This is a genomic window from Arthrobacter sp. SLBN-53, assembly GCF_006715585.1.
Classification (GTDB): Bacteria; Actinomycetota; Actinomycetes; order Mycobacteriales; family Mycobacteriaceae; genus Mycobacterium; species Mycobacterium neoaurum_A.
The window spans coordinates 4,798,268-4,823,004 of the sequence record NZ_VFNN01000001.1 but is presented as its reverse complement, the minus strand read 5'-3'; the positions used below and the strand labels follow the sequence as shown (position 1 = coordinate 4,823,004).

23 protein-coding genes are annotated in these 24,737 nt (G+C 68.0%); 8 read left to right on the top strand and 15 right to left on the bottom strand.

Annotated elements, in window-relative coordinates:
* Positions 1-21 precede the first annotated feature (21 nt).
* Positions 22-708: a deoxyribose-phosphate aldolase gene (gene deoC, locus FBY28_RS23130; protein WP_141869548.1), complete on the top strand. Its 687-nt coding sequence runs from the start codon at positions 22-24 to the stop codon at positions 706-708.
* Here deoC and FBY28_RS23125 read toward each other — a convergent pair.
* The 4 genes from FBY28_RS23125 to FBY28_RS23110 are packed head-to-tail and all read right to left on the bottom strand — an operon-like array spanning position 702 to position 4,982.
* Entirely contained in the window at positions 702-1,808 is a 1,107-nt protein-coding gene (locus FBY28_RS23125; protein ID WP_141869547.1) for a glycerate kinase, read from the bottom strand. The genes deoC and FBY28_RS23125 overlap by 7 nt on opposite strands.
* Positions 1,805-2,635, bottom strand: a complete 831-nt coding sequence (locus FBY28_RS23120) for a sugar phosphate isomerase/epimerase family protein (RefSeq protein WP_141869546.1) — start codon at positions 2,633-2,635, stop codon at positions 1,805-1,807. Before FBY28_RS23120 ends, FBY28_RS23125 begins: the two co-directional genes overlap by 4 nt.
* Positions 2,635-3,813, bottom strand: a complete 1,179-nt coding sequence (locus FBY28_RS23115; RefSeq protein WP_141870413.1) for a dihydrodipicolinate synthase family protein — start codon at positions 3,811-3,813, stop codon at positions 2,635-2,637. The genes FBY28_RS23120 and FBY28_RS23115 overlap by 1 nt, the downstream gene beginning before the upstream one ends.
* A 2-nt stretch (positions 3,814-3,815) precedes the next feature.
* A complete protein-coding gene (locus FBY28_RS23110) occupies positions 3,816-4,982 on the bottom strand; it encodes a Gfo/Idh/MocA family protein (RefSeq protein ID WP_141869545.1) in 1,167 nt (388 codons plus the stop codon).
* A gap of 171 nt (positions 4,983-5,153) precedes the next feature.
* Between FBY28_RS23110 and FBY28_RS23105 the strand changes: the two genes are divergently transcribed.
* The 5 genes from FBY28_RS23105 (at position 5,154) to FBY28_RS23085 (ending at position 10,253) form a co-directional block, all read left to right on the top strand.
* Positions 5,154-6,185, top strand: a complete 1,032-nt coding sequence (locus FBY28_RS23105; protein WP_141869544.1) for a LacI family DNA-binding transcriptional regulator — start codon at positions 5,154-5,156, stop codon at positions 6,183-6,185.
* 132 nt (positions 6,186-6,317) lie between these two features.
* Positions 6,318-7,202, top strand: coding sequence for an ABC transporter permease (locus FBY28_RS23100; protein WP_174241716.1), 885 nt, complete (start codon positions 6,318-6,320; stop codon positions 7,200-7,202).
* A gap of 24 nt (positions 7,203-7,226) precedes the next feature.
* A complete protein-coding gene (locus FBY28_RS23095) occupies positions 7,227-8,270 on the top strand; it encodes an ABC transporter substrate-binding protein (protein ID WP_141869543.1) in 1,044 nt (347 codons plus the stop codon).
* A 14-nt stretch (positions 8,271-8,284) separates the two neighbouring features.
* A complete protein-coding gene (locus FBY28_RS23090; protein ID WP_141869542.1) occupies positions 8,285-9,097 on the top strand; it encodes an ABC transporter ATP-binding protein in 813 nt (270 codons plus the stop codon).
* Between the two features lie 226 nt (positions 9,098-9,323).
* Positions 9,324-10,253, top strand: coding sequence for an alpha/beta hydrolase (locus tag FBY28_RS23085; RefSeq protein WP_286178410.1), 930 nt, complete (start codon positions 9,324-9,326; stop codon positions 10,251-10,253).
* A gap of 20 nt (positions 10,254-10,273) precedes the next feature.
* Here the strand turns inward: FBY28_RS23085 and FBY28_RS23080 are convergent, their stop codons facing one another.
* The 7 genes from FBY28_RS23080 to rimP all read right to left on the bottom strand — a co-directional run bounded on the left by FBY28_RS23080 (position 10,274) and on the right by rimP (position 17,920).
* A complete protein-coding gene (locus tag FBY28_RS23080; RefSeq protein ID WP_286178409.1) occupies positions 10,274-11,587 on the bottom strand; it encodes an MATE family efflux transporter in 1,314 nt (437 codons plus the stop codon).
* A complete protein-coding gene (locus tag FBY28_RS23075; RefSeq protein WP_174241715.1) occupies positions 11,580-12,590 on the bottom strand; it encodes a DHH family phosphoesterase in 1,011 nt (336 codons plus the stop codon). Before FBY28_RS23075 ends, FBY28_RS23080 begins: the two co-directional genes overlap by 8 nt.
* Complete coding sequence (rbfA, locus tag FBY28_RS23070) at positions 12,565-13,059, bottom strand: 30S ribosome-binding factor RbfA (RefSeq protein WP_141869538.1); 495 nt, start codon at positions 13,057-13,059, stop codon at positions 12,565-12,567. Before rbfA ends, FBY28_RS23075 begins: the two co-directional genes overlap by 26 nt.
* Positions 13,059-15,866, bottom strand: coding sequence for a translation initiation factor IF-2 (gene infB, locus FBY28_RS23065; RefSeq protein ID WP_141869537.1), 2,808 nt, complete (start codon positions 15,864-15,866; stop codon positions 13,059-13,061). The genes rbfA and infB overlap by 1 nt, the downstream gene beginning before the upstream one ends.
* Before the next feature lie 101 nt (positions 15,867-15,967).
* Positions 15,968-16,219 carry a YlxR family protein gene (locus tag FBY28_RS23060; protein ID WP_286178407.1) on the bottom strand — a complete coding sequence of 84 codons (252 nt, stop codon included), beginning with the start codon at positions 16,217-16,219 and terminating at the stop codon, positions 15,968-15,970.
* Between the two features lie 139 nt (positions 16,220-16,358).
* Positions 16,359-17,381 carry a transcription termination factor NusA gene (nusA, locus tag FBY28_RS23055; RefSeq protein ID WP_141869536.1) on the bottom strand — a complete coding sequence of 341 codons (1,023 nt, stop codon included), beginning with the start codon at positions 17,379-17,381 and terminating at the stop codon, positions 16,359-16,361.
* Entirely contained in the window at positions 17,378-17,920 is a 543-nt protein-coding gene (gene rimP / locus FBY28_RS23050; RefSeq protein ID WP_141869535.1) for a ribosome maturation factor RimP, read from the bottom strand. Before rimP ends, nusA begins: the two co-directional genes overlap by 4 nt.
* A 135-nt stretch (positions 17,921-18,055) precedes the next feature.
* Between rimP and FBY28_RS23045 the strand changes: the two genes are divergently transcribed.
* Together FBY28_RS23045 and FBY28_RS23040 are read left to right on the top strand one after the other, a co-directional pair.
* Positions 18,056-18,589 carry a hypothetical protein gene (locus FBY28_RS23045; protein WP_216847907.1) on the top strand — a complete coding sequence of 178 codons (534 nt, stop codon included), beginning with the start codon at positions 18,056-18,058 and terminating at the stop codon, positions 18,587-18,589.
* Complete coding sequence (locus FBY28_RS23040; RefSeq protein ID WP_141869533.1) at positions 18,586-19,080, top strand: ferritin-like domain-containing protein; 495 nt, start codon at positions 18,586-18,588, stop codon at positions 19,078-19,080. The genes FBY28_RS23045 and FBY28_RS23040 overlap by 4 nt, the downstream gene beginning before the upstream one ends.
* Before the next feature lie 83 nt (positions 19,081-19,163).
* Here FBY28_RS23040 and FBY28_RS23035 read toward each other — a convergent pair whose 3' ends face one another.
* From FBY28_RS23035 to cobA, 4 genes are all read right to left on the bottom strand, one after another.
* Positions 19,164-20,930: a proline--tRNA ligase gene (locus FBY28_RS23035; protein WP_141869532.1), complete on the bottom strand. Its 1,767-nt coding sequence runs from the start codon at positions 20,928-20,930 to the stop codon at positions 19,164-19,166.
* A 78-nt stretch (positions 20,931-21,008) separates the two neighbouring features.
* A complete protein-coding gene (locus tag FBY28_RS23030; RefSeq protein WP_141869531.1) occupies positions 21,009-21,683 on the bottom strand; it encodes a VOC family protein in 675 nt (224 codons plus the stop codon).
* A 205-nt stretch (positions 21,684-21,888) separates the two neighbouring features.
* Entirely contained in the window at positions 21,889-23,379 is a 1,491-nt protein-coding gene (locus FBY28_RS23025) for an MFS transporter (RefSeq protein ID WP_141869530.1), read from the bottom strand.
* 126 nt (positions 23,380-23,505) lie between these two features.
* Positions 23,506-24,732 carry a uroporphyrinogen-III C-methyltransferase gene (cobA, locus tag FBY28_RS23020; protein ID WP_141869529.1) on the bottom strand — a complete coding sequence of 409 codons (1,227 nt, stop codon included), beginning with the start codon at positions 24,730-24,732 and terminating at the stop codon, positions 23,506-23,508.
* Positions 24,733-24,737 lie beyond the last annotated feature (5 nt).

The window sequence follows — 24,737 nt, the reverse complement described above, 5'->3', positions numbered from 1 at the left end:
GAAGGAAAGACAGAAGCAGACATGAGCATCCCCACCGCACCCACCGTCGCCGATATCGCCGCGATGATCGACCACACGCTGCTCAAGCCGGAGGCCACCGCCGCCGACGTCGCCGCACTGGTCGCCGAGGCCGCCGAGCTGGGCACCTACTCGGTCTGCGTGTCACCGTCGATGCTGCCGATCACCGTGCCCGAGAAGCTCAAAGTCGCGGTGGTGTGCGGTTTTCCGAGCGGTAAGCACTCCTCGTCGGTGAAGGCGGCCGAGGCTGCCGAGGCCGTCGGCAAGGGTGCCGACGAGATCGACATGGTGATCGACGTCGGTGCCGCGAAGGCGGGTGACTTCGCCGCCGTCCAGTCCGATATCGCCGCCGTGCGCGCCGCCGCGCCCGTCCCGACGGTGCTCAAGGTGATCATCGAGTCGGCGGCGCTGACCGATGACGAGATCGTCGGGGTGTGCCGGGCCGCGGTCACCGCCGGCGCCGATTTCGTGAAGACCTCCACCGGATTCCACCCGACCGGCGGGGCCAGCGTGCACGCCGTGGAGTTGATGCACCGCACCGTGTCCGGAGCGGGTCTTCAGGTGAAGGCCTCCGGCGGGGTCCGGACCCTGGAGCAGGCCCTCGAGATGGTCGCCGCCGGTGCCACCCGCCTCGGGGTGTCCGGGTCGCGGGCGCTGCTGACCTCCGGCGAAGCCGGGTCGGGTTACTGACCCTGCGCGAACAGCCGCGCGGCGGCCGATCCGGCGGCGTGCAGCCAGCGCCGTGGATCGGCCATCGCCGCATCCGTCGAGCCGGCCAGCTCCGTCAGCGACAGGGTGGATACGTCCGCCTCGGCGGTGACCTGACCGGCCACCACCAGCGCAGCCACCCCGGCACGGTCGGCCGCGGCGAGCAGATGGCCGACCAGCTTGCCCGTCCAGGAGGTGCCGTCGAATCGGCCCTCCCCGGTGATGAGCAGATCCGCCTGTGGCAGTTGGGCATCCAGGCCCGTGACGGTGGCGATGCGGTCGGCTCCCGAGGCCAGCGCCGCACCCCAGGCCAGCAATCCGAAACCCGCTCCGCCGGCCGCCCCGGCGCCGGGGCTGTCCGGATCTGCGTGCAGACCGGCCGCTCGCAGCGCCCGGGACCAGCGCAGCAACCCGTCGTCGAGCAAAGCGATATCTGCGGGAGCGGCACCCTTCTGTGGACCGAACACCGCCGCCGCGCCCTGCGGGCCGGTCAGCGGTGCCGCGGTGTCGACCAATATCTCGACCCCACCGGGTGGTGGCGGCGCCAGCCCGTCCGCCTCGACCCGGTCGACATCACGCAGCCCGGAGGCACCCGCACCGATCGGGCAGCCGTGCCGGTCGAAGGCCTTGAGCCCCAGCGCCATCAACGCGCCGGCGCCACCGTCGGTGCTCGCCGAGCCACCGAGCCCAACCTGAACCGAGCGGGCACCGGCGCGTAACGCGGCGTCGATCAGCTGGCCGAGACCGCGGCTGTCGGCCCGCCAGGGGTCCAGCCTCGACATGAGCGCGATACCGGAGGCCTCGGCGAGCTCCACGACCGCCCGGCGCTGGCCGGTGCTGGTGTCGAGCAGCCACCGGGCCGGCACCGCACGGCCATCGGGGCCGTCCACGACGGTCCGGTGCCATTGCCAGGATGCCGATGCGGCTATGGCGCTCAAGGTGCCCTCACCTCCGTCGGCCTGCGGCAGGACGACGATATCGTCGTTGCCTCGCAATGCCTTCCAGCCGGCAGCCAGCGCCTCGGCCACCTCGGTCGCCGTCGCGGTGCCCTTGAACGAGTCCGGTGCGATGAGAATCTTCACAACGCGGGCAGAACCATATCGCGGTAGCGACTCTTCATCGTCTCCAGCACGGCGTGTCCGTCGGTGGCCCACACCGCTTCGTTGAAAATCTCCACCTCGACGTCCCCGGCATATCCGGCCGCGGCCACCATTGCGGTGATGGCCCCGAAGTCGATGACACCGTCGCCCATCATGCCGCGTGAGACCAACGGGTCCGGTGTCATCGGGACCAGCCAGTCACAGATCTGGTAAGAGCTGATCCGCCCCTGGGCGCCGGCCTCGGCAACCCGCTGCGCGAGTTCGGGATCCCACCAGAGGTGGAAGGTGTCGACGACGACACCGACCGACTCGGCGGGGTGCGGCGCCGCCAGCTCCAGCGCCTGCCCGAGGGTGGAGATCACCGCGCGGTCGGCGCAGAACATCGGGTGTAGCGGTTCGAGGGCCAGTCGGACATCCCGTTGTGCGGCATAGGGCACCAGTTCGGCGATGCGGTCGGCGAGCCGGGCACGGGCGCCCGGTAGATCCCGGTCCGGCACACCGCCGGCGACCATTATCAATTCCGGTGCGCCCAGGGTGGCCGCCTCATCGATCGCCCGACGGTTGTCCGCCAAGGCCGTGTCACCGTCGTGCCGACCGGTCAGGAAACCGCCGCGGCACAGACTGGACACCCGGAGCCCGTGATCGCGCACGATCTTCGCCGCATCATCGACACCGGCCTCGGCGACCCGATCGCGCCACAGACCGATGGCCGGCAATCCCGCCGCGGCTGTCGCCTCGACGGCCTCGCGCAGGGTCCAGGACTTGGTGGTCATGGTGTTCAGCGACAGCCTGGCATAGGGATCGCTCATCACCGGACTCCGTTCAACGTCAGGTACATCCGCATCCGATCGGCGGCAATCTGCGGGTCGTCGAGCAGGCCGGCCCGGTCGGCGAGCACGAACAACTCGCACAGATGCCCGACCGAGCGGCCCGCGGTCAGACCGTTGACCATCGTGAAACCGGGCTGATGGCCGTTGAGCCAGGACAGGAACGCAATCCCCGTCTTGTAGTAATAGGTCGGCGCGGCGAAGATGTGCCGCCCCAACGCTCGGGTGGATTCCAGGATGTCCTCGGCCGCCGCGGTGTTGCCTGCGTCGAGTTCCTGCAGCGCCGTGGAGGCGGCCGGGTAGATGGCGGCGAAGATCCCCAACAACGCATCGGAATGGCTCGCACCGTCGCCGATGATGAGTTCCGGGTAGTTGAAATCGTCACCGGTGTAGAGCCGGACACCGGCGGGCAACGCGCGCCGCAGCGCCACCTCGTGGCCCGCGTCGAGCAACGAGACCTTGACCCCGTCGATCTTGTCGGCGTGGGTGCCCAGCAGTTCCCGGAAGGTGGCGGTGGCGGCGTCGATATCGGTGTCACCCCAGTATCCGCGCAGCGCCGGATCGAACATCTCGCCCAACCAGTGCAGGATGACCGGCCGGTCGACCTGAGCCAGCAGCGTGCCGTACACCGAGAGATAGTCGGCGGGTGACTGTGCCACCCGGGCCAATGCTCGTGATGCCATCAGGATCACCTCGGCCCCGGCGTTTCGGACGACGTCGATCTGTTCACGGTAGGCATCGGTGACGACGGCCAAACCGGTTGCGCCGCCGGGAACGTCGGCGAGGTCGAGTTGATCGGTGCCCGCCCCGCACGCCAGCCGGCCACCCACCGCGGCGGCCTCGCGGCCGCTACGGGCGATCAGTTCTCGCGTGGCGGCCCAGTCCAGACCCATCCCGCGCTGGGCGGTGTCCATGGCCTCGGCGACACCGAGCCCGTAGGACCACAACTCGTGTCGGTAGGCCATGGTGACGTCCCAGTCCAGCTGTGCCGGCGCACCCGGGGTGCAGTCGGCCGCGGCGGCGGGCACCACATGGGCTGCGGCATAGGCGATCCGGGAGGTGATCGGCGAGCCGGGTTTGCGCCACGACCCCGGGCGGGAGAGCTCGTAGGATCCGTGCTCCGGCAGGTCGAGCAGCACGCCGGTGCCGGCGCTGATCATGGTCACAGCACGATCTCCGGCACGCTCATGCGCCGTCCCTCGGCCGAGCTCTGCAGACCGAGCTCGGCGAGCTGCACACCGCGGGCCGCCGACAGCAGGCCGAAGCGGTGCGGGCGGCCGGCCAACACGTCGCGTAGGTATTCCTCCCACTGCAGCTTGAAGCCGTTGTCCAGATCGGCGTTGGCCGGGACCTCCAGCCACTGGTCGCGGAACTTCTCGGTGACCGGAAGGTCGGGATTCCACACCGGCTTCGGGGTGTGCGCGCGCTGTTGGGCCACGCATCGGCGCAGACCCGCCACCGCGGAACCGTGCGTGCCGTCGATCTGGAACTCGACCAGCTCGTCGCGGTGCACCCGCACCGCCCAGGACGAATTGATCTGGGCGATCACGCCGCCCTCGATCTCGAAGATGCCGTAGGCGGCGTCGTCGGCGGTGGCGGCATACGCCTTGCCCTGCTCATCCCAACGGGTCGGGATGTGGGTCACGGTGCGCGCCGTGACGGCTTCGACGGTGCCGAGCAGACCCTCCATCACATAGTTCCAATGGCAGAACATGTCGACGGTGATGCCTCCGCCGTCCTCGGCACGATAGTTCCAGCTGGGTCGCTGCGCGGGCTGGTGGTCACCCTCGAACACCCAGTAACCGAACTCGCCCCGCATCGAGAGGATGCGGCCGAAGAAGCCTTCGTCGATCAGCCTGCGCAGCTTCACCAGTCCGGGCAGGTACAGCTTGTCGTGGACGACACCGGCGACCACTCCGGCATTCTCGGCCATCCGCGCCAGTTCGATCGCCTCGGTGAGGGTTTCCGCGGTGGGCTTCTCGGTGTAGACATGCTTGCCCGCCTTGATCGCGGTCGAAAGCGCCTCCATCCGGCGCGAGGTCACCTGCGCGTCGAAATAGACGTCCACCGTCGGGTCCGCGATCACCGAGGCGACGTCGGTGGTCCAGGACTCGATGCCGTGCTCGGCGGCAAGTTCGGCGAGCTTGTCGGCGTTGCGGCCCACCAGGATCGGCTCGATGGCCACCCGGCTACCGTCGTCGAGCAACAGTCCGGTGTCGCGCAACGGGAGGATCGAACGCACCAGGTGCTGCCGGTAACCCATGCGCCCGGTGACGCCGTTCATGGCGATGCGCACCGTACGGCGGCCGGATGATTCAGCTGAAGACATGTGCAGATTCCTTGTCTGAAGAGACGGTGAAAGGTGTGCGGACCGACACCGCGGCCGAACTCATCGGTCGAGTGACGGCGGCGTCTGCACTTCGGAATGCGCTTTCCAAGGTAAGCTGTCGGCACTATCCGGGTCAACTCCGGACGTCGGCGACACAGGGGAAGAACGGGCATGGCAGCGGTCACTCTGCACGATGTGGCGGTACGCGCGGGGGTCTCGCAGGCGACGGCGTCGCGCGTGCTCAACGGGTCGAGCCGCGTTCCGGGGGAAGGCGTGGCCGACCGGGTGCGGGCAGCCGCACGCGAGCTGGGCTACGTGCCGAATGCCCAGGCCCAGGCGTTGGCGCGGGCTTCCACCGGACTGCTCGGCCTCATCGTGCATGACATAGCCGACCCCTACTTCTCCTCGATCGCCCGCGGAGTACAGGCCGCCGCCAGGGCCGCCCGCAAGCAGGTACTACTGGCCGGCACCGACCGCGATTTCGATATCGAACGTGAGGCCGTCAGTACGTTCATCGCACACCGCGCCGATGCGATCGTGCTGGCCGGTTCACGCCAGAGCGGCGACCTCGACCGCGAATTGGAGGCCGAGTTCGGCCGTTACCGAGCCAACGGTGGACGGGTCGTCGTGGTCGGCCAACCGCTGGCCTTCGGCGGCGCCGTCGAACCCGAAAATCATTTCGCTTCAGCAGAATTGGCCGACGCACTGGTGGCGGCCGGGCACCGGCGGTTCGCCGTGATCGGCGGACCGGGCAATATCCGAACCTCGGTCGACCGACGCAACGGATTCGTCGAGGCGCTCGGCAGGCACGGACTGACCCCCTTGGTGGAGGTATCCGGAGACTTCGATCGCGACGGTGGCCATTCGGCCGCCCGTCGCCTGGCGGCCGCACTGGATCTGCAACCGGGTGCGGTGACACCACCGGTCTGCGTGTTCGCGGTCACCGACGTCATGGCGATCGGGGCGATCGCGGCGTGGCGAGAGCTGGGACTGAGCGTTCCCCGTGATGTCTGCATCGCCGGCTTCGACGATATCCCCACCCTGCGCGATCACACCCCCAGCCTGACCACCGTGATCCTTCCGCTCGAAGAAATCGGCGTGCGCGCAGTCGATTTGGCGTTGCGCAACCACGACGGCGCCGACGATCTGCGCGAGCGGATACCCGGTCGGATCGTGCTGCGGGACAGCACGAAGCTGAGCTGATTCTCAGCCTCACGAGGCGCAGACCACCACCCGGTTGACAGTGTGCGCCAGGTCACGTTACTGTCGAAATTGCTTCGGAAAGCGCATTCCCAACGGGTTTCAACCCGTTCACTGCGAACTAGAGGACATTCCATGGCGGTAACCGCATCGGCCCGCGTCCAGTCACCGGACATCGGCACGCGGGCCCGATCGCGCACCGGTTCCCGACGGGCTCGCCGATCATTCTCACCGGGACGCACGTTGTCGAACACCTGGCGGCCGATCGTGCTGGTGCTCGCGCTGCTGGCCGGCTGGTGGGCAGTCACCGAGGCCGAACTCGTTGCGCCCTATATCCTTCCCTCGCCCGCCGATACCTGGGCCGCGACCCAGCAGAACGCGGCATACCTTGCGGCCAACACCTGGGTGACCACCTGGGAGACCGTCATCGGCTTCCTCATCGCCACCGTTGTCGGCGTATTCGTCGCGGTCATGATGATCTACTCGACCAGCTTCGAGAAGACCGTCTACCCGCTGATCCTGTTCGCCCAGGTGGTCCCGAAGATCGCGATCGCCCCGCTGTTCATCGTGTGGCTGGGCTTCGGCCCATCCCCCAAGATTCTGGTCGCCGTGCTGATGGCCTTCTTCCCCATCGTGATCTCCGGGCTGGCCGGTCTGCGTTCGGTGGATCCCGAGATCCTGGAACTCACCTCCACGATGGGTGCCAGCCGGTTCAAGACCTTCATGAAGGTCCGCTTCCCCGCTTCCCTGCCGCAGTTGATGTCCGGTCTGAAAGTGGCCGCCACCCTCGCGGTCACCGGCGCCGTGGTCGGTGAATTCGTCGGTGCCAACGAAGGTCTGGGCTATGTGATCCTGCAGGCCAACGGAAGCCTGGACACCGCAATGCTGTTCTCGGCATTGATCATCATGTCCATTCTCGGGATCGTGCTGTTCGCCATCATCGAAATCGCCGAGAAGCTGCTCATCCCCTGGCACGCCTCGCGCCGTACGTCCAACTCCGCCTCCACCGCGGCCGTCTGACCCCCACCCCGAAACAGGAGACCCATGTTTTCGCTGAATCGTCGCGCCGCCGGCGCGATCGCCGCCACCACCGCCATGCTTACCCTCGCCGCCTGCGGTGGCGGTGCGGGCCAGGACAACTCGGCCGCCGACGGTGGCGAGGGCACCACTCCGGTCACGCTGATGCTGAACTGGTACCCCTACGGCGAGCACGCTCCCCTCTACCTCGGTGTGAAAGAGGGCATCTTCGCCAAGCACGGCATCGACCTGACCATCGATCCCGGCCAGGGCTCCACCCGCACCGCGCAGGCGGTCGGCGGTAAGCAGGTCGACTTCGGCTGGTCGGATACCGCCGCGGTGTTGAGCAATATCGACCAGGGCGTCGACATCAAGAGCGTCGGCGTGTTCTTGCAGACCACCCCCTCGGCGGTCCAGGTGTTCGCCGACTCCGGAATCGAGGAACCGGCCGATCTGGCCGGACGCACCATCGCGGTGTCCGCCGGTGACGCCCCGACCACCACGTTCCCGATGTACCTTGCCGATGTCGGCCTGGAACCCGGTGCGGTACAGGAGCAGAACCTGGACTCCGCGGGCAAGATGGCCGCCCTGATGGCCGGCCGCGTCGACGGGCTCATCGGCTTCGCCCATGACCAGGGCCCCACCATCGCCAACAAGAGCGGCCGCGAAATGCGCTACTTCCGCTACTCCGACGCCGGGCTGAACTTCTACAGCAACGGTTTGATCACCCACAACTCCACCATCGCCGACAATCCCGAACTGGTGCAGTCGATGTTGGACGCGGTCAGTGAGTCCTACGAGTCGGCCAAGAACGATCCCGCGGCCGCCGCCAAGGCCATGGTGGGTGTCGACCCGCAGACGCCACCCGAGCAGGTGCTGCTGCAGCAGTGGCAGGAGACCATCCCGCTGCTGAACACCCCGGCCACCACCGGCAAGGTCCCCGGCACCAATGCCGAACAGGACTGGACCTCCACCATCGCCACCCTGAGCGAGGCCGGCCTTCTGCAGTCGGCCAAGGACCCGGCCGAATACTGGGCATCGTCGTTCGTCCCCGCCACCGCGGGACAATAGGGAAGAGCCCGATCATGACCTCCGCAACGATCACCGCACCGAGGACCACCGTGACCTCCGACGCCATCTCCATCGACAACCTGACCGTCACGTTCTCCTCCAAACGGTCCACCGTCACCGCCGTCGACGATGTCGACCTGCGGGTCGCACACGGGGAGTTCGTCTCCATCGCCGGCCCGTCGGGCTGTGGCAAGTCCACCCTGCTCAAGGTGGTCGCCGGATTGACCACCGCCACCTCCGGTGATGTCAGGTTGCGCGGCAGGCAGGTCAAAGGACCGCAGCGCGATATCGGATACGTCTTCCAGCGAGCCGCCCTGCTGGAATGGCGTTCGGTCCGCAAGAACATCCTGCTGCAGGCCGAGATGCGAGGCATGCCCCGTAAGGAGGCGCAGTCCCGCTGCGATTACCTGATCGAGATGACCGGGCTGAGCGGGTTCGAGAACGCCCTGCCCCACGAGCTGTCCGGCGGTATGCAGCAACGTGTTTCGCTGTGCAGGGCGCTGCTGCACCAACCCGAGGTGCTGTTGATGGACGAGCCCTTCGGTGCACTCGACGCGCTGACCCGGGAAAAGATGAATGTCGAGTTGCACCGGATCTGGCGGGAAACCGGAACCACCGTCGTACTGGTGACACACTCGGTGGCCGAGGCGGTGTACCTGGCCAACCGCGTCGTGGTGATGAGCCCGCGGCCGGGCCGCATCATCGAGACCATCGACGTCGACCTCCCCGCCGAACGGGACTACGCCGAGACGATGGAACGGCCGGAGTTCATCAAGGTGGCCAACCGGGTCCGCGACCTGCTGGGAAGCTCCAGCGCCGCAGACTGATCGAGCACCCGCGGACGCCCGGCGCTGAACGCGTCGGGCGTTCCTGGTGTCTTCCGGCGTTCACCGACAGCGAACCGAAGGCGTCGTAACGAAAAGCCGTTCGCAGACGACGTAATCGATGACACCGGTCCGGCCCGGCGCCGTGCCGGATCGCATCTTCGTACCTGCGCGCCGCGGGGGGCTCGCCCGACAGGACGGCATCGATCTCATGAAAAATCTGCACGCAATGACCCGCCGAGCAATGATCGGCCTGATGGCCGCACTCCTGCTCGTCGGGATGGTCCAACCGACCACCGCCTCGGCATTCTCCCGGCCCGGGCTACCGGTCGAGACGCTGATGGTTCCCTCGGCCGCGATGGGTCGTGACATCCCGGTGCGCTTCCAAGGGGGCGGCCCGCGCGCGGTGTACCTGCTCGACGGTCTGCGCGCCCGCGACGACAACAGCGGCTGGGATATCGAGACCGCGGCCTTCGAGACCTTCTTCGAATCCGGAGTCTCGGTCGTCATGCCGGTGGGCGGCATGTCCAGCTTCTACACCAACTGGCAGGGACCCGCGGTCGGCAACGGCCAGACCTACAACTACCAGTGGGAGACCTTCCTGACCTCTGAGCTGCCGAACTACCTGGCCGCCAACAAGGGCATCTCGCCGAATGGCAATGCCGTTGTCGGGCTGTCGATGTCGGGTAGCGCCGCGCTGACCCTGGCCGCCTTCCACCCCGGTCAGTTCAGCTACGCCGCCTCGCTGTCGGGCTATCTGAACCTCTCGCAGGGCCTGTGGCCACTGCTGGTCACCTTCGCCATGGCCGACGCCGGCGGTTTCAACGCGATCAACATGTGGGGCCTGGGCGGCGGACCGGCCTGGCAGCGCAACGACCCGACCGTGAACGTCGGCAAGCTCGTCGCCAACGGCACTCGCATCTGGGTGTACTGCGGCACCGGTCGTCCCGGTGAGCTCGGCGGTGGTGGCGATGTGGCCGGCCAGGTGCTGGAAACGATCACCTTGGACAGCAACCGCAACTTCCAGACCCAGTACGAGAAGGCCGGTGGGACCAACGGCACGTTCAACTTCCCGCCCAACGGCACCCACGGCTGGGGTTACTGGGGCAGCCAGCTCAATGCCATGAAGGGTGACATCCAGCGCACGCTGGGAGCCTGACGGACGGCTTCAGCTGGGGACTATCCGGTGCCTGCCACCAGCCAGCGTCCCGAGAGGGTGCGCCAGCCGACGAACACCAGGCGAAGCACCATGAACAGGGACAGACCCGACCAGATGCCGGCCAGTCCCCAGCCGAACGCCAACGACAGCCAGATCAGCGGTAGGAAACCGACCAACGCGCTGCACACCGTGGCGTTACGCATGAACCGGGCGTCACCGGCGCCCAGCAGCACCCCGTCCAGCGCGAAAACGATTCCGGCGACGATCAATTGGCCGACCAGGAACCACCACGGCACAACGATCTGGTCGAGGACCGCCGCATCGGAGGTGAACAGCCGCGGGATCACCTCGGAGCCGGCGGCGAAGATCAGCGCGAGTACCGCGGCGGCCGCGGTGGAGAAGATGGTGACGCGGGCGGCGACCGACTTGGCGTGGCTCAGCTGACCACCGCCGAGGGCGGCACCGACCAGTGACTGAGCGGCGATGGCCAACGAATCGAGCACCAGGGCAAGAAAACTCCACAGTTGCAGCACCACCTGGTGCGCGGCCACCGACGCGGCGCCGAACCGGGCAGCCACCGCCGCCGCGGAGACGAAGCACGCCTGGAAGGCCAGTGAGCGCACCAGCAGGTCACGTCCCATGAGCAGCTGCGCAACCAGTACCGCAGGCACCGCTGCCAGCGGCACCTTCTCGGCGAGCAGGGCCCGGCAGAACAACAACGCCGCCAGCCATTGCCCGACCAGGTTCGCGATCGCCGAGCCGGCCAACTCCAGCCGGGGCAATCCCAGCCAGCCGTACACCAACAGCGGACACAGCAGGGCCGACACGGTGAAACCGAAAACGACGTAGCGAAGGGGCCGGACCGTGTCCTGCACACCGCGCATCCAGCCGTTGCCTGCCAACGAGATCAGCAGCGCCGGCGCACCGCAGATGGCGATGCGCAGCCACGGCAGCGTCTCGGCGGCCAGCGCGCCGCCGTCGGCGAGCACCGAGACCAGCGGATCGGCGAAGACCTGCACCAGGGCCACGATCAGCACCCCGAGCCCCACCGCGAGCCAGCTGGCCTGCACACCTTCACGTACCGCGGCGGCGCGATCGCCGGCGCCGAAGAACCGCGCCGATCGCGCGGTGGTGCCATAGGACAGGAAGGTGCCCTGCGAGGCGACCAGTGAGATCACCAAGCCGCCGATCGCCAGACCCGCCAAACTCAGCGCCCCGAGCCGCCCCACGACGGCAAGGTCGAACAGCAGGTAAAGAGGTTCTGCGGCAAGCACTCCCAGTGCGGGCAACGCCAGTCCGGCGATCCGCCGCGCGGTGACCGGTTCGTCAGCCAAGAGCATCCTGCAAGGCGAGAACGACGTCATCGACAGAGCCGGCGGCCGAGTAGCCTGCGGCCTGGCGGTGTCCCCCGCCGCCGAAACGCCCCGCCACTGCCGAGAGATCCAATGACTTGGAACGCATCGATACCGACCACTGCCGTGGTTCGATCTCCTTGAACACCGCCGCCACTTCGGCCTGGGCGGTGGTGCGCACGATATCGACGATGCTCTCGACCTCTTCGGGTCGCGCGCCGCTCCATTCCTGGTGATCGACGACGGCGTAGACCAACCCCCGTCCGCCGGCGGCATTCTCGAGCAACCGGGCCGAACCCAGCACGCGCGACAACATGGGCAGCCAGGCGAACGGGTGGGTGTCCATCAGGGCGCGGCTGATTCCGGCGTTGTCCAACCCGGTGTCGAGCAGTCGGGACGCCAGCCGGTGCGCGCGGGCACTGGCCCACCGGAACGATCCGGTGTCGGTGGTCAACCCGGCATAGAGGCAGTGGGCCACCGGTTCGTCGATCGGCTTGTCCCAGGCGTCGAGGAGCTCGGCGACCAGCATCGTCGTCGAGTCCGCCTTCGGATCCACGAAGTTGGTCGTGCCGAACAGTGTGTTGGAGGCGTGGTGATCGATGACCAGAACCGCGCGAGCACCCTCCGCCAACTCGCTCAGACTGCCCAACCGATTCACCGACGGGATGTCGACGGTGACCACCAGGTCCGGATCTCGGCGCACCTGAGCCGGCGGGACCAACAGGTGCCCGCCGGGCAGAGTGGCCAGCGACTCTGGAAGTGCATCGGGAGCGGCGAAGCTGACCTGCACGTCCTTGCCCGCGGTGGCGGCGACCTGTGCGAGTGCCAGACCGGCGCCGATGGTGTCGGCGTCGGGATAGACATGCGCGATGATCACGATCGAATCGGCGTCATCGAACAACCGTGCCGCACCCGCGGCATCGACCCGCGGGCCGGATGGGACCGCGTCGGTAGCGGTCTCAGCGGTCGTGTCGGTCGTCGTCACCGGTGTCCTCAGCGTCGAGTTCGTCCCCGCGAGCGTCTCCCCCGCTCACACGGTACGGGTCGGCATCGCCTGCCGGCACCGCACCCTCCCGAACTCGGGCCAAGTCGGCATCGGCCGCCCGCACCTTCGACAGCAGTTCTTCCATTCGATTGGCCGCGTCCGGGACGGTGTCCCTGACGAAGGCCAGCGTCGGGGTGAACCGCACGCCGGTGCCCGCGCCCACCTTGGAGCGCAGCACACCGGTCGCGCTCTCCAAGGCGGCCGCTGCACCGGCGTAATCGGGTTCGTCCTCCAGGGTCGGCCCCAACACCGTGTAGTACAGCGTCGCATCGTGCAGGTCGGCGGTCACCTTCGCGTCGGTGATCGTCACGCCGGCCAGCCGCGGATCCTTGATCTCGTACTCGATGGCCGAGGCCACGATCGTCGAGATCCGCTTGGCCAGCCGGCGTGCGCGAGCTGGATCAGCCATTAGGTGCGCGCCTTCTCGACCAGTTCATAGGTCTCGATGACGTCGCCTTCCTTGATGTCGTTGTAGGTCACGGTCAGACCGCACTCGTAACCCTCGCGGACCTCGGTGGCATCGTCCTTCTCCCGCTTGAGCGAGGAGATGGTGAGGTTCTCGGCGACCACCACGTTGTCGCGCAGCAGGCGGGCCTTGGCGTTGCGCCGCATGATGCCCGACTGCACGAGGCAACCGGCGATGTTACCGACCTTGGACGACCGGAAGATGGCGCGGATCTCGGCGCGACCGAGCTCCTTCTCCTCGTAGACCGGCTTGAGCATGCCCTTGAGCGCGGCCTCGATCTCGTCGATCGCCTGGTAGATGATCGAGTAGTAGCGGATCTCGACACCGTCGCGGTTGGCCAGCTCGGTCGCCTTGCCCTCAGCACGGACGTTGAAGCCGATGATGATGGCATCCGAGGCCGAGGCCAGGTTGACGTTGGTCTCGGTGACACCACCGACACCGCGGTCGATGACGCGCAACTGCACCTCGTCGTCGATCTCGATGTTCATCAAGGCCTCTTCCAGCGCCTCGACGGTACCGGCGTTGTCGCCCTTGAGGATCAGGTTCAGCTGGCTGGTTTCCTTCAGCGCCGAATCCAGGTCTTCCAGGCTGATCCGCTTGCGGCTGCGCGCGGCCAGGGCGTTGCGCTTGCGCGCACTGCGCCGGTCGGCGATCTGGCGGGCGATGCGGTCCTCGTCGACAACCAGGAGGTTGTCGCCGGCACCGGGCACCGAGGTGAACCCGACGACCTGCACCGGACGCGACGGCAGCGCCTCCTCGACATCCTCACCGTGCTCGTCGACCATGCGTCGGACGCGGCCGTAGGCGTCGCCGGCGACGATCGAGTCGCCGACCCGCAGCGTGCCGCGCTGGATCAGCACCGTCGCCACCGGACCACGACCGCGGTCCAGGTGCGCTTCGATTGCCACACCCTGGGCTTCCATATCGGGGTTGGCCCGCAGATCCAGTGACGCATCGGCGGTCAACAACACCGCTTCCAGCAGCGCATCGATATTGGTGCCCTGCTTGGCGGAGATGTCGACGAACATCGTGTCGCCGCCGTACTCCTCGGCCACCAGGTTGTATTCGGTGAGCTGCGCCCGGATCTTGCTCGGGTCGGCACCTTCCTTGTCGATCTTGTTGACCGCCACCACGATCGGCACATCGGCCGCCTGCGCGTGGTTGATGGCCTCCACCGTCTGGGGCATCACACCGTCGTCGGCGGCGACCACCAGGATCGCGATATCGGTGGCCTTGGCGCCACGGGCACGCATGGCGGTGAACGCCTCGTGACCGGGGGTGTCGATGAAGGTGACCAGCCGCTCGTTGCCGTCCAGCTCGGTGAGGACCTGGTACGCGCCGATGTGCTGCGTGATCCCACCGGCCTCGCCCTCACGGACGGTGGCGTTACGGATGGTGTCGAGCAGGCGGGTCTTGCCGTGGTCGACGTGGCCCATGACGGTGACCACCGGCGGACGGAACTCGAGGTCCTCTTCGCCGCCCTCGTCCTCGCCATAGGTGAGGTCGAAGGACGACAGCAGCTCGCGGTCCTCGTCCTCCGGGGAGACGACCTGGACGACGTAGTTCATCTCGCTGCCCAGCAGCTCCAGCGTGGAATCGTCCACCGACTGCGTGGCGGTGACCATCTCACCGAGGTTGAACAGCGCCTGCACCAGCGAAGCCGGGTTGGCGTTGATCTTGTCGGCGAAATCGCTCAGCGACGCGCCGCGGGCCAGCCGGATGGTTTCGCCGTTGCCGTGCGGCAACCGCACGCCACCGACCACCGGGGCCTGCATGTTTTCGTATTCGGCCCTTTTCGCGCGCTTGCTCTTGCGCCCGCGTCGAGGAGCACCGCCGGGACGGCCGAAGGCACCTGCGGCACCGCCGCGCTGGCCGGGACGGCCACCGCCGCCACCACCGCCGGGACGTCCGCGGAATCCACCGGCCGCTGCGCCGCCGGCACCGGCACCTGCGCCGCCGCCTGCGCCGCCACCGCGGTAGTTACCACCACCGCCGCCGCCGGGACGTCCACCGGGAGCCGGACGACCGCCCGGTCCGGGACGCGGACCACCGGGACGACCGGTCGCGCCGGGACGTGCACCCGGCGGACGGGGCGGCATGTTGCCTGGTGAGGCGGCACCGGGACGGGGTGCGCCGGGACGCGGACCACCGGGGCCGGGGCCCGGACGCGGGCCACCGGGACCGGCGGCAGGACGAGGCGCCGGACGCTCGACCGGTGCCTGCGACGAGAACGGGTTGTTGCCGACACGGGGTGCCCGCGGTGCGGGCTTGGGACCAGGAGTCGGACCCGGACGGGGACCGGGGGTCTGGGTGGTCCCGGGAGTGCCGGTGGCCGCGGGTGCCGACGGTGCAGGTGCGGGCGTCGGCGCCGCGGGGCCGGGTGTCGGCGCGGCCGGCGTCGGAGCCTGCGCCGCGGGTGCAGCCGGAGCAGGCGCTGCGGGCGCGGCCGGAGCCGGCGCTGCAGGTGCGGCCGGAGCGGGCGCTGCGGGCGCCTGTGGTGCGGGTTTCGGTCCGGGCTTGGGGCCGCCGGACGGTGCCGCGGTCTTGCCGGGCGCCTTGGGGGCGGGCGCATCGCCGGCCGCCGGCTTGCCGCCGCCGAACGATTCCCGCAGACGGCGGGCCACGGGGGCCTCGACCGTCGATGATGCGGATTTGACGAACTCGCCCTGATCGCTCAGACGGGCGAGAACTTCCTTACTTGTGACACCGAGTTCTTTCGCCAACTCGTGCACGCGGGCCTTACCTGCCACTACTTCTCCTCGTTTGGAGGCGACAGCGGTGGTTTGGCCGCGCCTCGGGTTTAGCTATGACGCATGGTCATCGGGACTTCACGGTGTGCTCATGTTCTTCGCTACCTGTTCTCTGACCGGTGGAAAAGCTCTTCCACCACGGTGGTGTCCGGCGAACCGGAGATGCGCAACGCTCGGCCGATTGCTCGCCGGCGAAGTGCCACGTCCAGACACTGCGGATCGGGATGCAACCACGCACCCCGCCCCGGCAGATTACCCGCTGTATCCACAGTCACGGCGCAAACGCCGGGCCTGTCGGAAACGGTGGACAGTCTGACCAGATCGACGGCCAGCGCTCGCTTCCGACAACCCACACACGTACGCACCGGTCCCGCGGGATCTCGATGCGCACGAGGCTGGCCTGCCGGAGTCTCACGCTGGATCACGGTTCAGTCTACCGTTCCGGGGCGTCCAGACTTCAATCGCGTGTCACTAGGCCCCGAGCCGGCTTCTCTACGTGGCGTGTTCTGCGCCGTCGGCATCGGGCGCGGCGGCCGAATCGCTGCGGATATCGATGCGCCATCCGGTCAGCCGCGCGGCGAGCCGAGCGTTCTGCCCCTCCTTGCCGATGGCCAGTGACAGCTGGAAATCGGGCACCACGACACGCGCGGCGCGGGTGTTCTCGTCGATGACGGTGACCGAGACCACCTTGGCCGGCGACAGCGCGTTGGCGACGAACCGGGCCGGATCCTCGTCGAAGTCGATGATGTCGATCTTCTCCCCCGACAGCTCGCTCATCACATTGCGCACGCGCTGGCCCATCGGGCCGATGCAGGCACCCTTGGCGTTGAGTCCCGAGACCCGGGAGGTGACCGCGATCTTGGACCGGTGACCGGCCTCCCTTGCCACGGCCACGATATCCACCGAACCGTCGGCGATCTCGGGGACTTCGAGGGCGAACAGCTTGCGCACCAGATTCGGATGGGTGCGCGACAGCTCGATCTTCGGCTCGCGGGCGCCACGCGTCACGCCGATGACATAGCAGCGCAACCGGTCGCCGTGTTGGTAGCCCTCACCGGGCACCTGCTCGGCGGGACGGATCATTCCGTCGGAGCCCTTGGCCTCGGTCCCCACCCGCACCACCACGTTGCCGCGGGTGTTCTCGCGGGCATCACGCTGGACAACCCCGGCGACGATATCGCCCTCGTGGGCGGCGAATTCGCCGTACATCTTCTCGTTCTCGGCGTCGCGCAACCGCTGCAGGATCACCTGGCGAGCCGTGGTGGCGGCGATACGCCCGAAACCTTCTGGGGTGTCATCCCATTCGCTGATCAGGTTGCCGTCGGCGTCGGTCTCCCTCGCCATCACCTTGACCACACCGGTCTTGCGGTCGACGTCGATACGCGCATCGGCCTCGTGGCCCTCGGTGTGCCGATAGGCGGTGAGCAACGCCGATTTGATGGTGTCCACCACGATATCGACCGAGATACCTTTGTCCGCCTCGATGGCGTGTAATGCCGCCATGTCGATATTCACGACCCGGCCCCCTCTTCTGACTGTTCGACCAACTCCAACTCACGTCGATTTGGCGTCGAAAACTCTACTTGCACAATTGCTTTGACGATCTCGCCGACGGCCACCGGCCGCAGGACGAGATTCTTGCCGTCCGCGACCACCAAGGTGACCACCCCGTCAGCGGTCGCACCGATGCGCCCGGTGACCTCCGAGCCGTCCGCAAGGATCACACCGACCTTGCGTCCCTTCGCCCGGCGGAAGTGTTTCTCCTCGGTCAATGGGCGGTCCACACCCCGGGACGTGACCTCGAGCACGTACGGGTCGAAACCGCGATCTGCCTCGTCCAACGCCGCCGAGGCGAGCCGGGACAGTTCGGCCACCGCGTCCAGATCCAGCGGCGCATCACCGTCGGCGACCACGGTGATGCTCGGCGGCCGGGCGGCCGTGATCGTGACATCTTCGATTTCGTAACCCACGCGCGAGAACTCACCGGTGAGGAGTTCGATCACCTGCTCACGCGACGGAAGGCGCGCAGACCGCAGCGGGTCATCCGTTGCCACGGCGAGCTCCTCATCTTGAGTTGTGCGGACAACCTCCGACCGGCACGGCCGGAGAATCAACTACCAAACGATACGCCAGCCATGACGCGACAATCACCAAACGAGCGGCCCGACCCAACATGGCAGGATGTGGGCGTGCCGAGCGCCCTGCCCATCCTGAGTCGGCGTCGCCTGCTGATCGGTGCCCTGCCGGCCGGCGTCGCGCTGGCCCTACTCGGCTCCACCGCCGCGTGCGCGCCGGCACCGCCGCCCGCCGACCTCGACGACCTGCAGACCGGATTCGACCGGGCCCGCTCCGACAGCGAGTTGGCCGGTGACGCGGCGACGGCGCTGACCGGACCGTCGCGTCAGTCGCAGGTCGCCGCGCTGACGTCGATCGCCGCCGAGCGGTCGGCCCACGCCGACGCGCTGGCCGCCGAGATCACCAGGCTGACCGCGGGCGAGGGCCCGGCGACGGCGACCAGCACGACCCCCACCACGGCGACGGCGCCTGACCCGGCGACCGCCCCCACCGTCGCCAAGGTCATCGAGGAACTCCGCGGGTCAGCCGAACAGGCCGCTCGCGCTGCCGAAGGACTCACCGGCTATCGCGCCGGACTGTTCGGTTCCATCTCCGCGGCGTGCACCGCGGCATACCTGGTGGCGCTCGGCGGAGGCGAGAAGCCATGACAGCTCCGAACACGGCGCCCGAGCCGACCCCGGACCCGGATCGCCCGGAGAATGCCGCCGCCGCGGCGTGGTTCGATGCGGTAGCGACCGAGCACGGCGCCATCTACGGCTACGGCATCGTGTCGGCGCATTCCACGCCCGATGACAACTGGCTGGTCGCCGAGGCGATGGCCCAGCACCGACAACGCCGCGAGGAGGCGTTGGAGATCCTTGCGCGCCGTCAGATCACCGCACCGCTACCGGCACCGGGCTATCAGCTGCCTACCGAGGTCGCCGATCCCGGCGACGCCGCCGAGCTGGCCGTCCGCATGGAGGCCGACACGGCCACCGCGTGGCGGGCCGTCCTGGAACAGGCCGAAGATCCGCAGGACCGCACCTTCGCGCTCACCGCGATGACGCAGGCCGCGGTGCTGGCCGCCCGGTGGCGCAGCATCCTGGGCGTGCCACCGGTGACGGTGGCCTTCCCTGGCGGTCCCGAACAAGCCGGTTAGCCGTTCAGCGCTCAGGCCCGATTCGCGCTCAGCGCTCAGGCCCGATTCGCGCTCAGCGCTCAGGCCCGATTCGCGCTCAGCGCTCAGGCCTGATTCGCGCTCAGCGCGGCGGCGACCTCGGCGGCCGCGCCGGCGACGGCGATCTCACGGGCCTCACCGCTGAACCGGTTGCGCAGTTCGACCACGCCGTCGGCCCAGCCGCGACCGACCACCACGATCCAGGGCATGCCGAGCAGTTCGGCATCCTTGAACTTGACCCCGGGCGATGAGGTTCGGTCGTCCAGGAGCACTTCCAGGCCCAGACCGGACAGTTCGGCGGCCAGTTCCTCTGCGCCCGCACGCGCGCCGGCGTCCTTGTTGGCGATCACCACGTGCACGTCGAAGGGCGCGACCGAGGCCGGCCAGCGCAGGCCGATGTCATCGTGCTGCTGCTCGGCGATGACGGCGACCAGTCGAGAAACCCCGATGCCGTAGGACCCCATGGTGAGGCGCACCGGCTTGCCGTTCTCACCGAGCACATCGGCGCTGAACGCGTCGGCGTACTTACGGCCGAGCTGGAAGATATGGCCGATCTCGATACCGCGGGCCGAAGTCAGCACACCGGCACCGTCCGGGGAGGGATCACCGTCGCGCACATCGGCGGCCTCGATGGTGCCGTCCGGGGTGAAATCACGACCCGCGACCAGCCCCACCACGTGCTTGTTGAGTTCATCGGCGCCGGTGATCCAGGATGTGCCGAACACCACTCTCGGATCCACGAGATATCGGACCCCGTTGTCCAGCAGTGCTTTCGGGCCCACGTATCCCTTCACCAGGAACGGGTTGGCGGCGAAATCGGCGTCGTCGAGCAGGGCGAACTCGGCGGGCTCCAACGCCGCGCCGAGTCGCTTCTCGTCGACCTCGCGGTCACCGGGCACTCCGATGCCGAGCAATTCCCACTCGCCGCCGGGCTGGCGGGTCTTGAGCAGGACGTTCTTCAGCGTGTCGGCCGCGGTGACGGCTCGGTCACCGAACTGCGGCAGCCCGGCCGAGTTCGCCCAGTCGACCAGGGTCGCGATGGTCGGGGCGTCGGGGGTGTCGTACACCTGCGCGGGCGGCTGTCCCTCGATGGGCAGCGCGTCCGGCGCCCGGGTGATGACGGCTTCCACGTTGGCGGCATAGCCCGATTCGACGCATCGCACGAAGGTGTCCTCGCCGACCTCGCTCTCGGCGAGGAACTCCTCGGACGCGCTGCCGCCCATGGCTCCGGACACCGCCGAGACGATCACATAGTCGATCCCGAGCCGGTTGAAGATGCGCTGATAGGCCTCGCGGTGGTGGTGATAGGCGGTCTTGAGGCCGTCGTCGTCGAGATCGAAGGAGTACGAGTCCTTCATGACGAATTCGCGGCCGCGCAGGATGCCTGCGCGGGGGCGGGCCTCGTCGCGGTACTTGGTCTGGATCTGGTACAGCAGGACGGGAAGATCCTTGTAGGAGGAGTACTCCCCCTTGACCATCAGGGTGAACAGTTCCTCGTGTGTTGGACCGAGCAGATAGTCGTTGTTACGACGGTCCTGGAGGCGGAACAAGGTGTCGCCGTACTCGGTCCAGCGATTGGTGGTCTCGTAAGGGGCGCGCGGCAGCAGCGCGGGCAGCAGGATCTCCTGGCCGCCGATGGCGTTCATCTCACTGCGCACGACGTTCTCGATCTTGCGCAGCACCCGCAGACCCAGCGGCAACCAGCTGTAGATGCCCGGTCCGACGGCCCGCACATAGCCGGCGCGGATCAGCAGCTTGTGGCTGGGAACTTCGGCGTCGGCAGGGTCGTCGCGCAGGGTACGCAGGAACAGCTCGGACATACGGGTGATCACGAGCGGTCAGCCTAGTCGGGCGACGTAGGAGCCCGACAATTCAGCCTCGTGGGCGACCCAAGAGCCCGACAATCCGTTTCAGTCGCGGCCCTGCCAGGTGCAGATGCAGGCCTCGTTACCCTCGGCGTCGGCGAGCACCCAGAACGCCGGTGCGGCGGCATCCGAGACCAGCCGCCCGCCCGCGGCCAGCGCCGCCTCGATGCGCGCGGCGGCGCGCTCGGGCGGGACGTCGACGTCGAGGTGAATCCGGTTGCGTTGCGGGCGCGGCGAATCCATCTGCTGGAACCAGATCGTCGGCCCGCGCCCCAACGGGTCGACAAGCGCCCCCGCCGGCAGGTCGGTCGCGTCCGGGAGGTCGACATAGCCGGTGATCGCCCGCCAGAACGGGCGCACCGACGCGATGTCGAGCGCGTCGACGGCGATTTCGAAGACTTGTGGCGTTATCGCCGCATCACCGGGCACCGTGACCCACCCCGCGTCCGACAGGGCGCCGGTGATCCGGCCGGCCAGCCTCAGATCATGGTCGGTGATCGTCCCCGTCGACCGGTCCTGCAGTCGCAGGACCACCCGGTCGTCGCACAGTTCGACGCCGAGATGTCCGGTGACGGCGTCCGCATCGGCGGCGTTCACGGCGCCGTCGGCGACGCGCACGGCGGCGCGGAGCGAGTCGACGGGTACGTGCGTGATCAGCGTTCCGAGGATCAGACGCCAGCCGAGCGGATCGACCGCGGTACTGATGTCCTGACGGCGCATATCTGCCTCTACTCCGTTGGATGCGGAGTTATCCACAAGATCCATCCACAGGTGTGGAGAAATTACACGCTTGTGTTTTGGGCGCGCCTCGATAGAGGCAACCGGCTCCCACCGGCGATGTACCCACCGCACGATGCAACCAAACAACACAGATGAAAATTTCTCGACCGGTCCCGGTCAGGGGTCGGCTCGACGGGTCGCGCGCTCAGTTCTCCAGCTCGCCGGCATCGATGGCGTCCTTGACCTCCTGGGCGTGCGCCACCTCCTCCGCGCTGTAGCGGATGAACAGCGCGGCGGCACCCACCACCACGGCGACCGCGGCGACCCACAGCAGGCCGTAGGTGTATCCCTGGTCCAGCGCGTGGTGCTGCGCCTCGTTCATGTTCTTGACCGGTCCCGTGGTTCCGCCCAGGTACAGGGTCCGTGAGGTGATGACGGCCTGGATGACCGCCAGCACCACGGGGCCACCGAGGTTCTGCAGCATCAGCGCGATGGCCGACACCGGTCCGATCTCGTCGAGGCCCACACCGGCGATGGCCGAGACCGTCAGCGGCACGACGATCATGCCGATACCGAATCCACCAATGGTGATCGGCAGCACGAGGTTCGGGAAGTACGGGATGTCGCCGTTGAGCGTCGAGCCGTAGATCATCGCGGCGAGCACCAGCACGCCACCGGCGATCACCAGCCATCGCGGCGCGAAGCGGGACACCAGCTGCGAGGACAGGCCCAGACCGATGCCGAGTGCGATAACGAACGGGATGAAACCGATACCGGCGCGCAGCGCGCTGTAGCCCATGATGTCCTGGACATAGAGCCCGATGAGCACGGTCAGGGTGAACATCACGCCACCGGCCAGGAAGACCGCGGCGAAGGTGGCGACGCGGTTGCGGTCACGGAACAGCGAGAACGGCACCACCGGGTTCTCCGCGGTGCGTTCGGCGTAGAGGAATGCCAATCCGAAGATTCCGGCACCGGCCAAGGACGCCAGCGTCAGCGGCGAGGCCCAGCCCCTCTCCGGTCCCATCGAGAACCCGAACACGGCCGCGGTGCAGGTCAGGGTCGCCAGGATGGCACCCGCGGCGTCGAGTTTCATCGGGGCGCGATCGGTCTCACGCAGATGCGTGCGGGCCAGATACAGCATCACCAGGCCGATCGGCACGTTGACCAGGAATGCCCAGCGCCAGGAGACCTCGGTCAGGGCTCCGCCGACCACCAGGCCCATCACCGAGCCGATACCGGTCATGGCGGCGAAGACGGCCGTCGCACTGTTGCGGGCGGGTCCCTTGGGGAATGTCGTGGCGATCAGCGCCAAACCGGTGGGCGACGCGATCGCCGCACCCACGCCCTGCAGCAGGCGGGCGATGACCAGGGTGGCCTCATCCCATGCCACACCGCAGAGCACCGAGGCGATGGTGAACAGGGTGACACCCACGATGAAGGTGCGCTTGCGGCCGATCGTGTCGCCGAGGCGACCGCCCAGCAACATCAGTCCACCGAAGGTCAGAACATACGCGGTGATGACCCAGCTACGACCGGCATCGGAAAGCCCGAGCTCGTCCTGGATCTTAGGAAGCGCGACGATGGCCACGGTGCTGTCCATCGTGGCCAACAGCTGCATACCGCCGATGGCGATGACGGCGGCGATGAAGTTCCAGGACGGCAGGAACGCCGGTGACTTGCCGTTTTGCTGCATATCCCCTCGGCCTACATGCACTGGCAGGGCCCGGTCGCTGCCGCCTGCGCCGTCTCGGCTGGATTTGCGGCCAGCGTCGTTGAGAGCAGTCATACCGGGTTACCTTACAGTAATCTTAAGAATCCTTTAACTGCCGAACGCCGCCACAGCCCCGATGACGATGATGGCGGGCGGTCGAATCCCCTCCGAACGTACCTTTTCGGCAACGTCGGTCAGGGTCGCCCGGACCGTCCGTTGCGCCGCCGTCGTCCCATGCTGGACCACCATCACCGGCGTATCCGCAGGTCTGCCGCCCGAAAGCAGCGCCTGAGCGAAGAGTTCGATCCGCTCGACGGCCATCAGCAGCACGATGGTTCCTGACATCGCGGCCAGCGCATCCCAATTCACTAACGATTCGGGGTGCCCCGGCGCAACATGCCCGCTGACCACGACGAACTCGTGGGTGATGTGCCGATGCGTCACCGGCACACCGGCCAGGGCCGGCACACCGATGGCGCTGGTCACACCGGGTACCACGGTCACCGGCACACCGGCTTCGGCGCACGCGATCACCTCCTCGTACCCACGCGCGAAGACGAACGGGTCGCCGCCCTTGAGCCGCACGACGAACTTGCCCGCCTTCGCACGGTCGATCAGCACATCGTTGATGGCCTCCTGGGCCATCGCGCGCCCGTACGGGATCTTGGCGGCGTCGATCACCTCGACATGGGGCGGCAGTTCGGCCAGCAGCTCGGGCGGAGCGAGCCGGTCGGCGACGACGACATCGGCATTGGCCAGCAGTCGCCTGCCGCGCACCGTGATCAACTCCGGGTCCCCCGGCCCGCCGCCGACGAGGGCAACCCCCTCGTGCACGGTCGCACCCTCGGCACCGGTGTTGCGCTCGCGGTCACTGATGAGCCCCTGCTGTAGCGCCTCGTGGATGGCCGAGCGGATGGCCGCCGACCGGCGGTGCTCGCCGCTGGCCAGCACCCCCACCGACAACCCCTCGTATTCGAAGGAGGCGGGCGTGACCGCCGTGCCCTCCCGGGCGACGTCGGCGCGCACGCAGAAGATCCGCCGTCGATCCGCGCCGGCGACGATCGCGGCGTTGACTTCCGGGTCGTCGGTGGCGGCCAGGGCGTACCAGGCGCCGTCGAGGTCTTCGTCACGGAACGCCCGAAGCGTCACGGTGACGGTCGCCGACGAGTCGCCGAAGGCTTCCACCGCAGGGGTGGCCGCCAGGGTGATGACGTGGACATCCGCGCCTGCGGCGACCAGAAGTGGGAGCCGGCGCTGCGCGACGGTGCCGCCGCCGACCACGACGACTTTGCGGCCCTCCAAACGCAGACCGACAAGGTAGGCGTTGTCTGTCACTGGGC

What these genes read in the sequence shown, in the direction of transcription:
- FBY28_RS23030 (WP_141869531.1), bottom strand. Translation starts at nt 21,683, where the DNA reads ATGCGCCGTCAGGACATCAGTACCGCGGTCGATCCGCTCGGCTGGCGT.
- deoC (WP_141869548.1), top strand. Translation starts at nt 22, where the DNA reads ATGAGCATCCCCACCGCACCCACCGTCGCCGATATCGCCGCGATGATC.
- FBY28_RS23090 (WP_141869542.1), top strand. Translation starts at nt 8,285, where the DNA reads ATGACCTCCGCAACGATCACCGCACCGAGGACCACCGTGACCTCCGAC.
- FBY28_RS23100 (WP_174241716.1), top strand. Translation starts at nt 6,318, where the DNA reads ATGGCGGTAACCGCATCGGCCCGCGTCCAGTCACCGGACATCGGCACG.
- FBY28_RS23095 (WP_141869543.1), top strand. Translation starts at nt 7,227, where the DNA reads ATGTTTTCGCTGAATCGTCGCGCCGCCGGCGCGATCGCCGCCACCACC.
- FBY28_RS23110 (WP_141869545.1), bottom strand. Translation starts at nt 4,982, where the DNA reads ATGTCTTCAGCTGAATCATCCGGCCGCCGTACGGTGCGCATCGCCATG.
- FBY28_RS23105 (WP_141869544.1), top strand. Translation starts at nt 5,154, where the DNA reads ATGGCAGCGGTCACTCTGCACGATGTGGCGGTACGCGCGGGGGTCTCG.
- rbfA (WP_141869538.1), bottom strand. Translation starts at nt 13,059, where the DNA reads ATGGCTGATCCAGCTCGCGCACGCCGGCTGGCCAAGCGGATCTCGACG.
- FBY28_RS23025 (WP_141869530.1), bottom strand. Translation starts at nt 23,379, where the DNA reads ATGCAGCAAAACGGCAAGTCACCGGCGTTCCTGCCGTCCTGGAACTTC.
- FBY28_RS23120 (WP_141869546.1), bottom strand. Translation starts at nt 2,635, where the DNA reads ATGAGCGATCCCTATGCCAGGCTGTCGCTGAACACCATGACCACCAAG.
- FBY28_RS23040 (WP_141869533.1), top strand. Translation starts at nt 18,586, where the DNA reads ATGACAGCTCCGAACACGGCGCCCGAGCCGACCCCGGACCCGGATCGC.
- FBY28_RS23115 (WP_141870413.1), bottom strand. Translation starts at nt 3,813, where the DNA reads ATGATCAGCGCCGGCACCGGCGTGCTGCTCGACCTGCCGGAGCACGGA.
- FBY28_RS23085 (WP_286178410.1), top strand. Translation starts at nt 9,324, where the DNA reads ATGACCCGCCGAGCAATGATCGGCCTGATGGCCGCACTCCTGCTCGTC.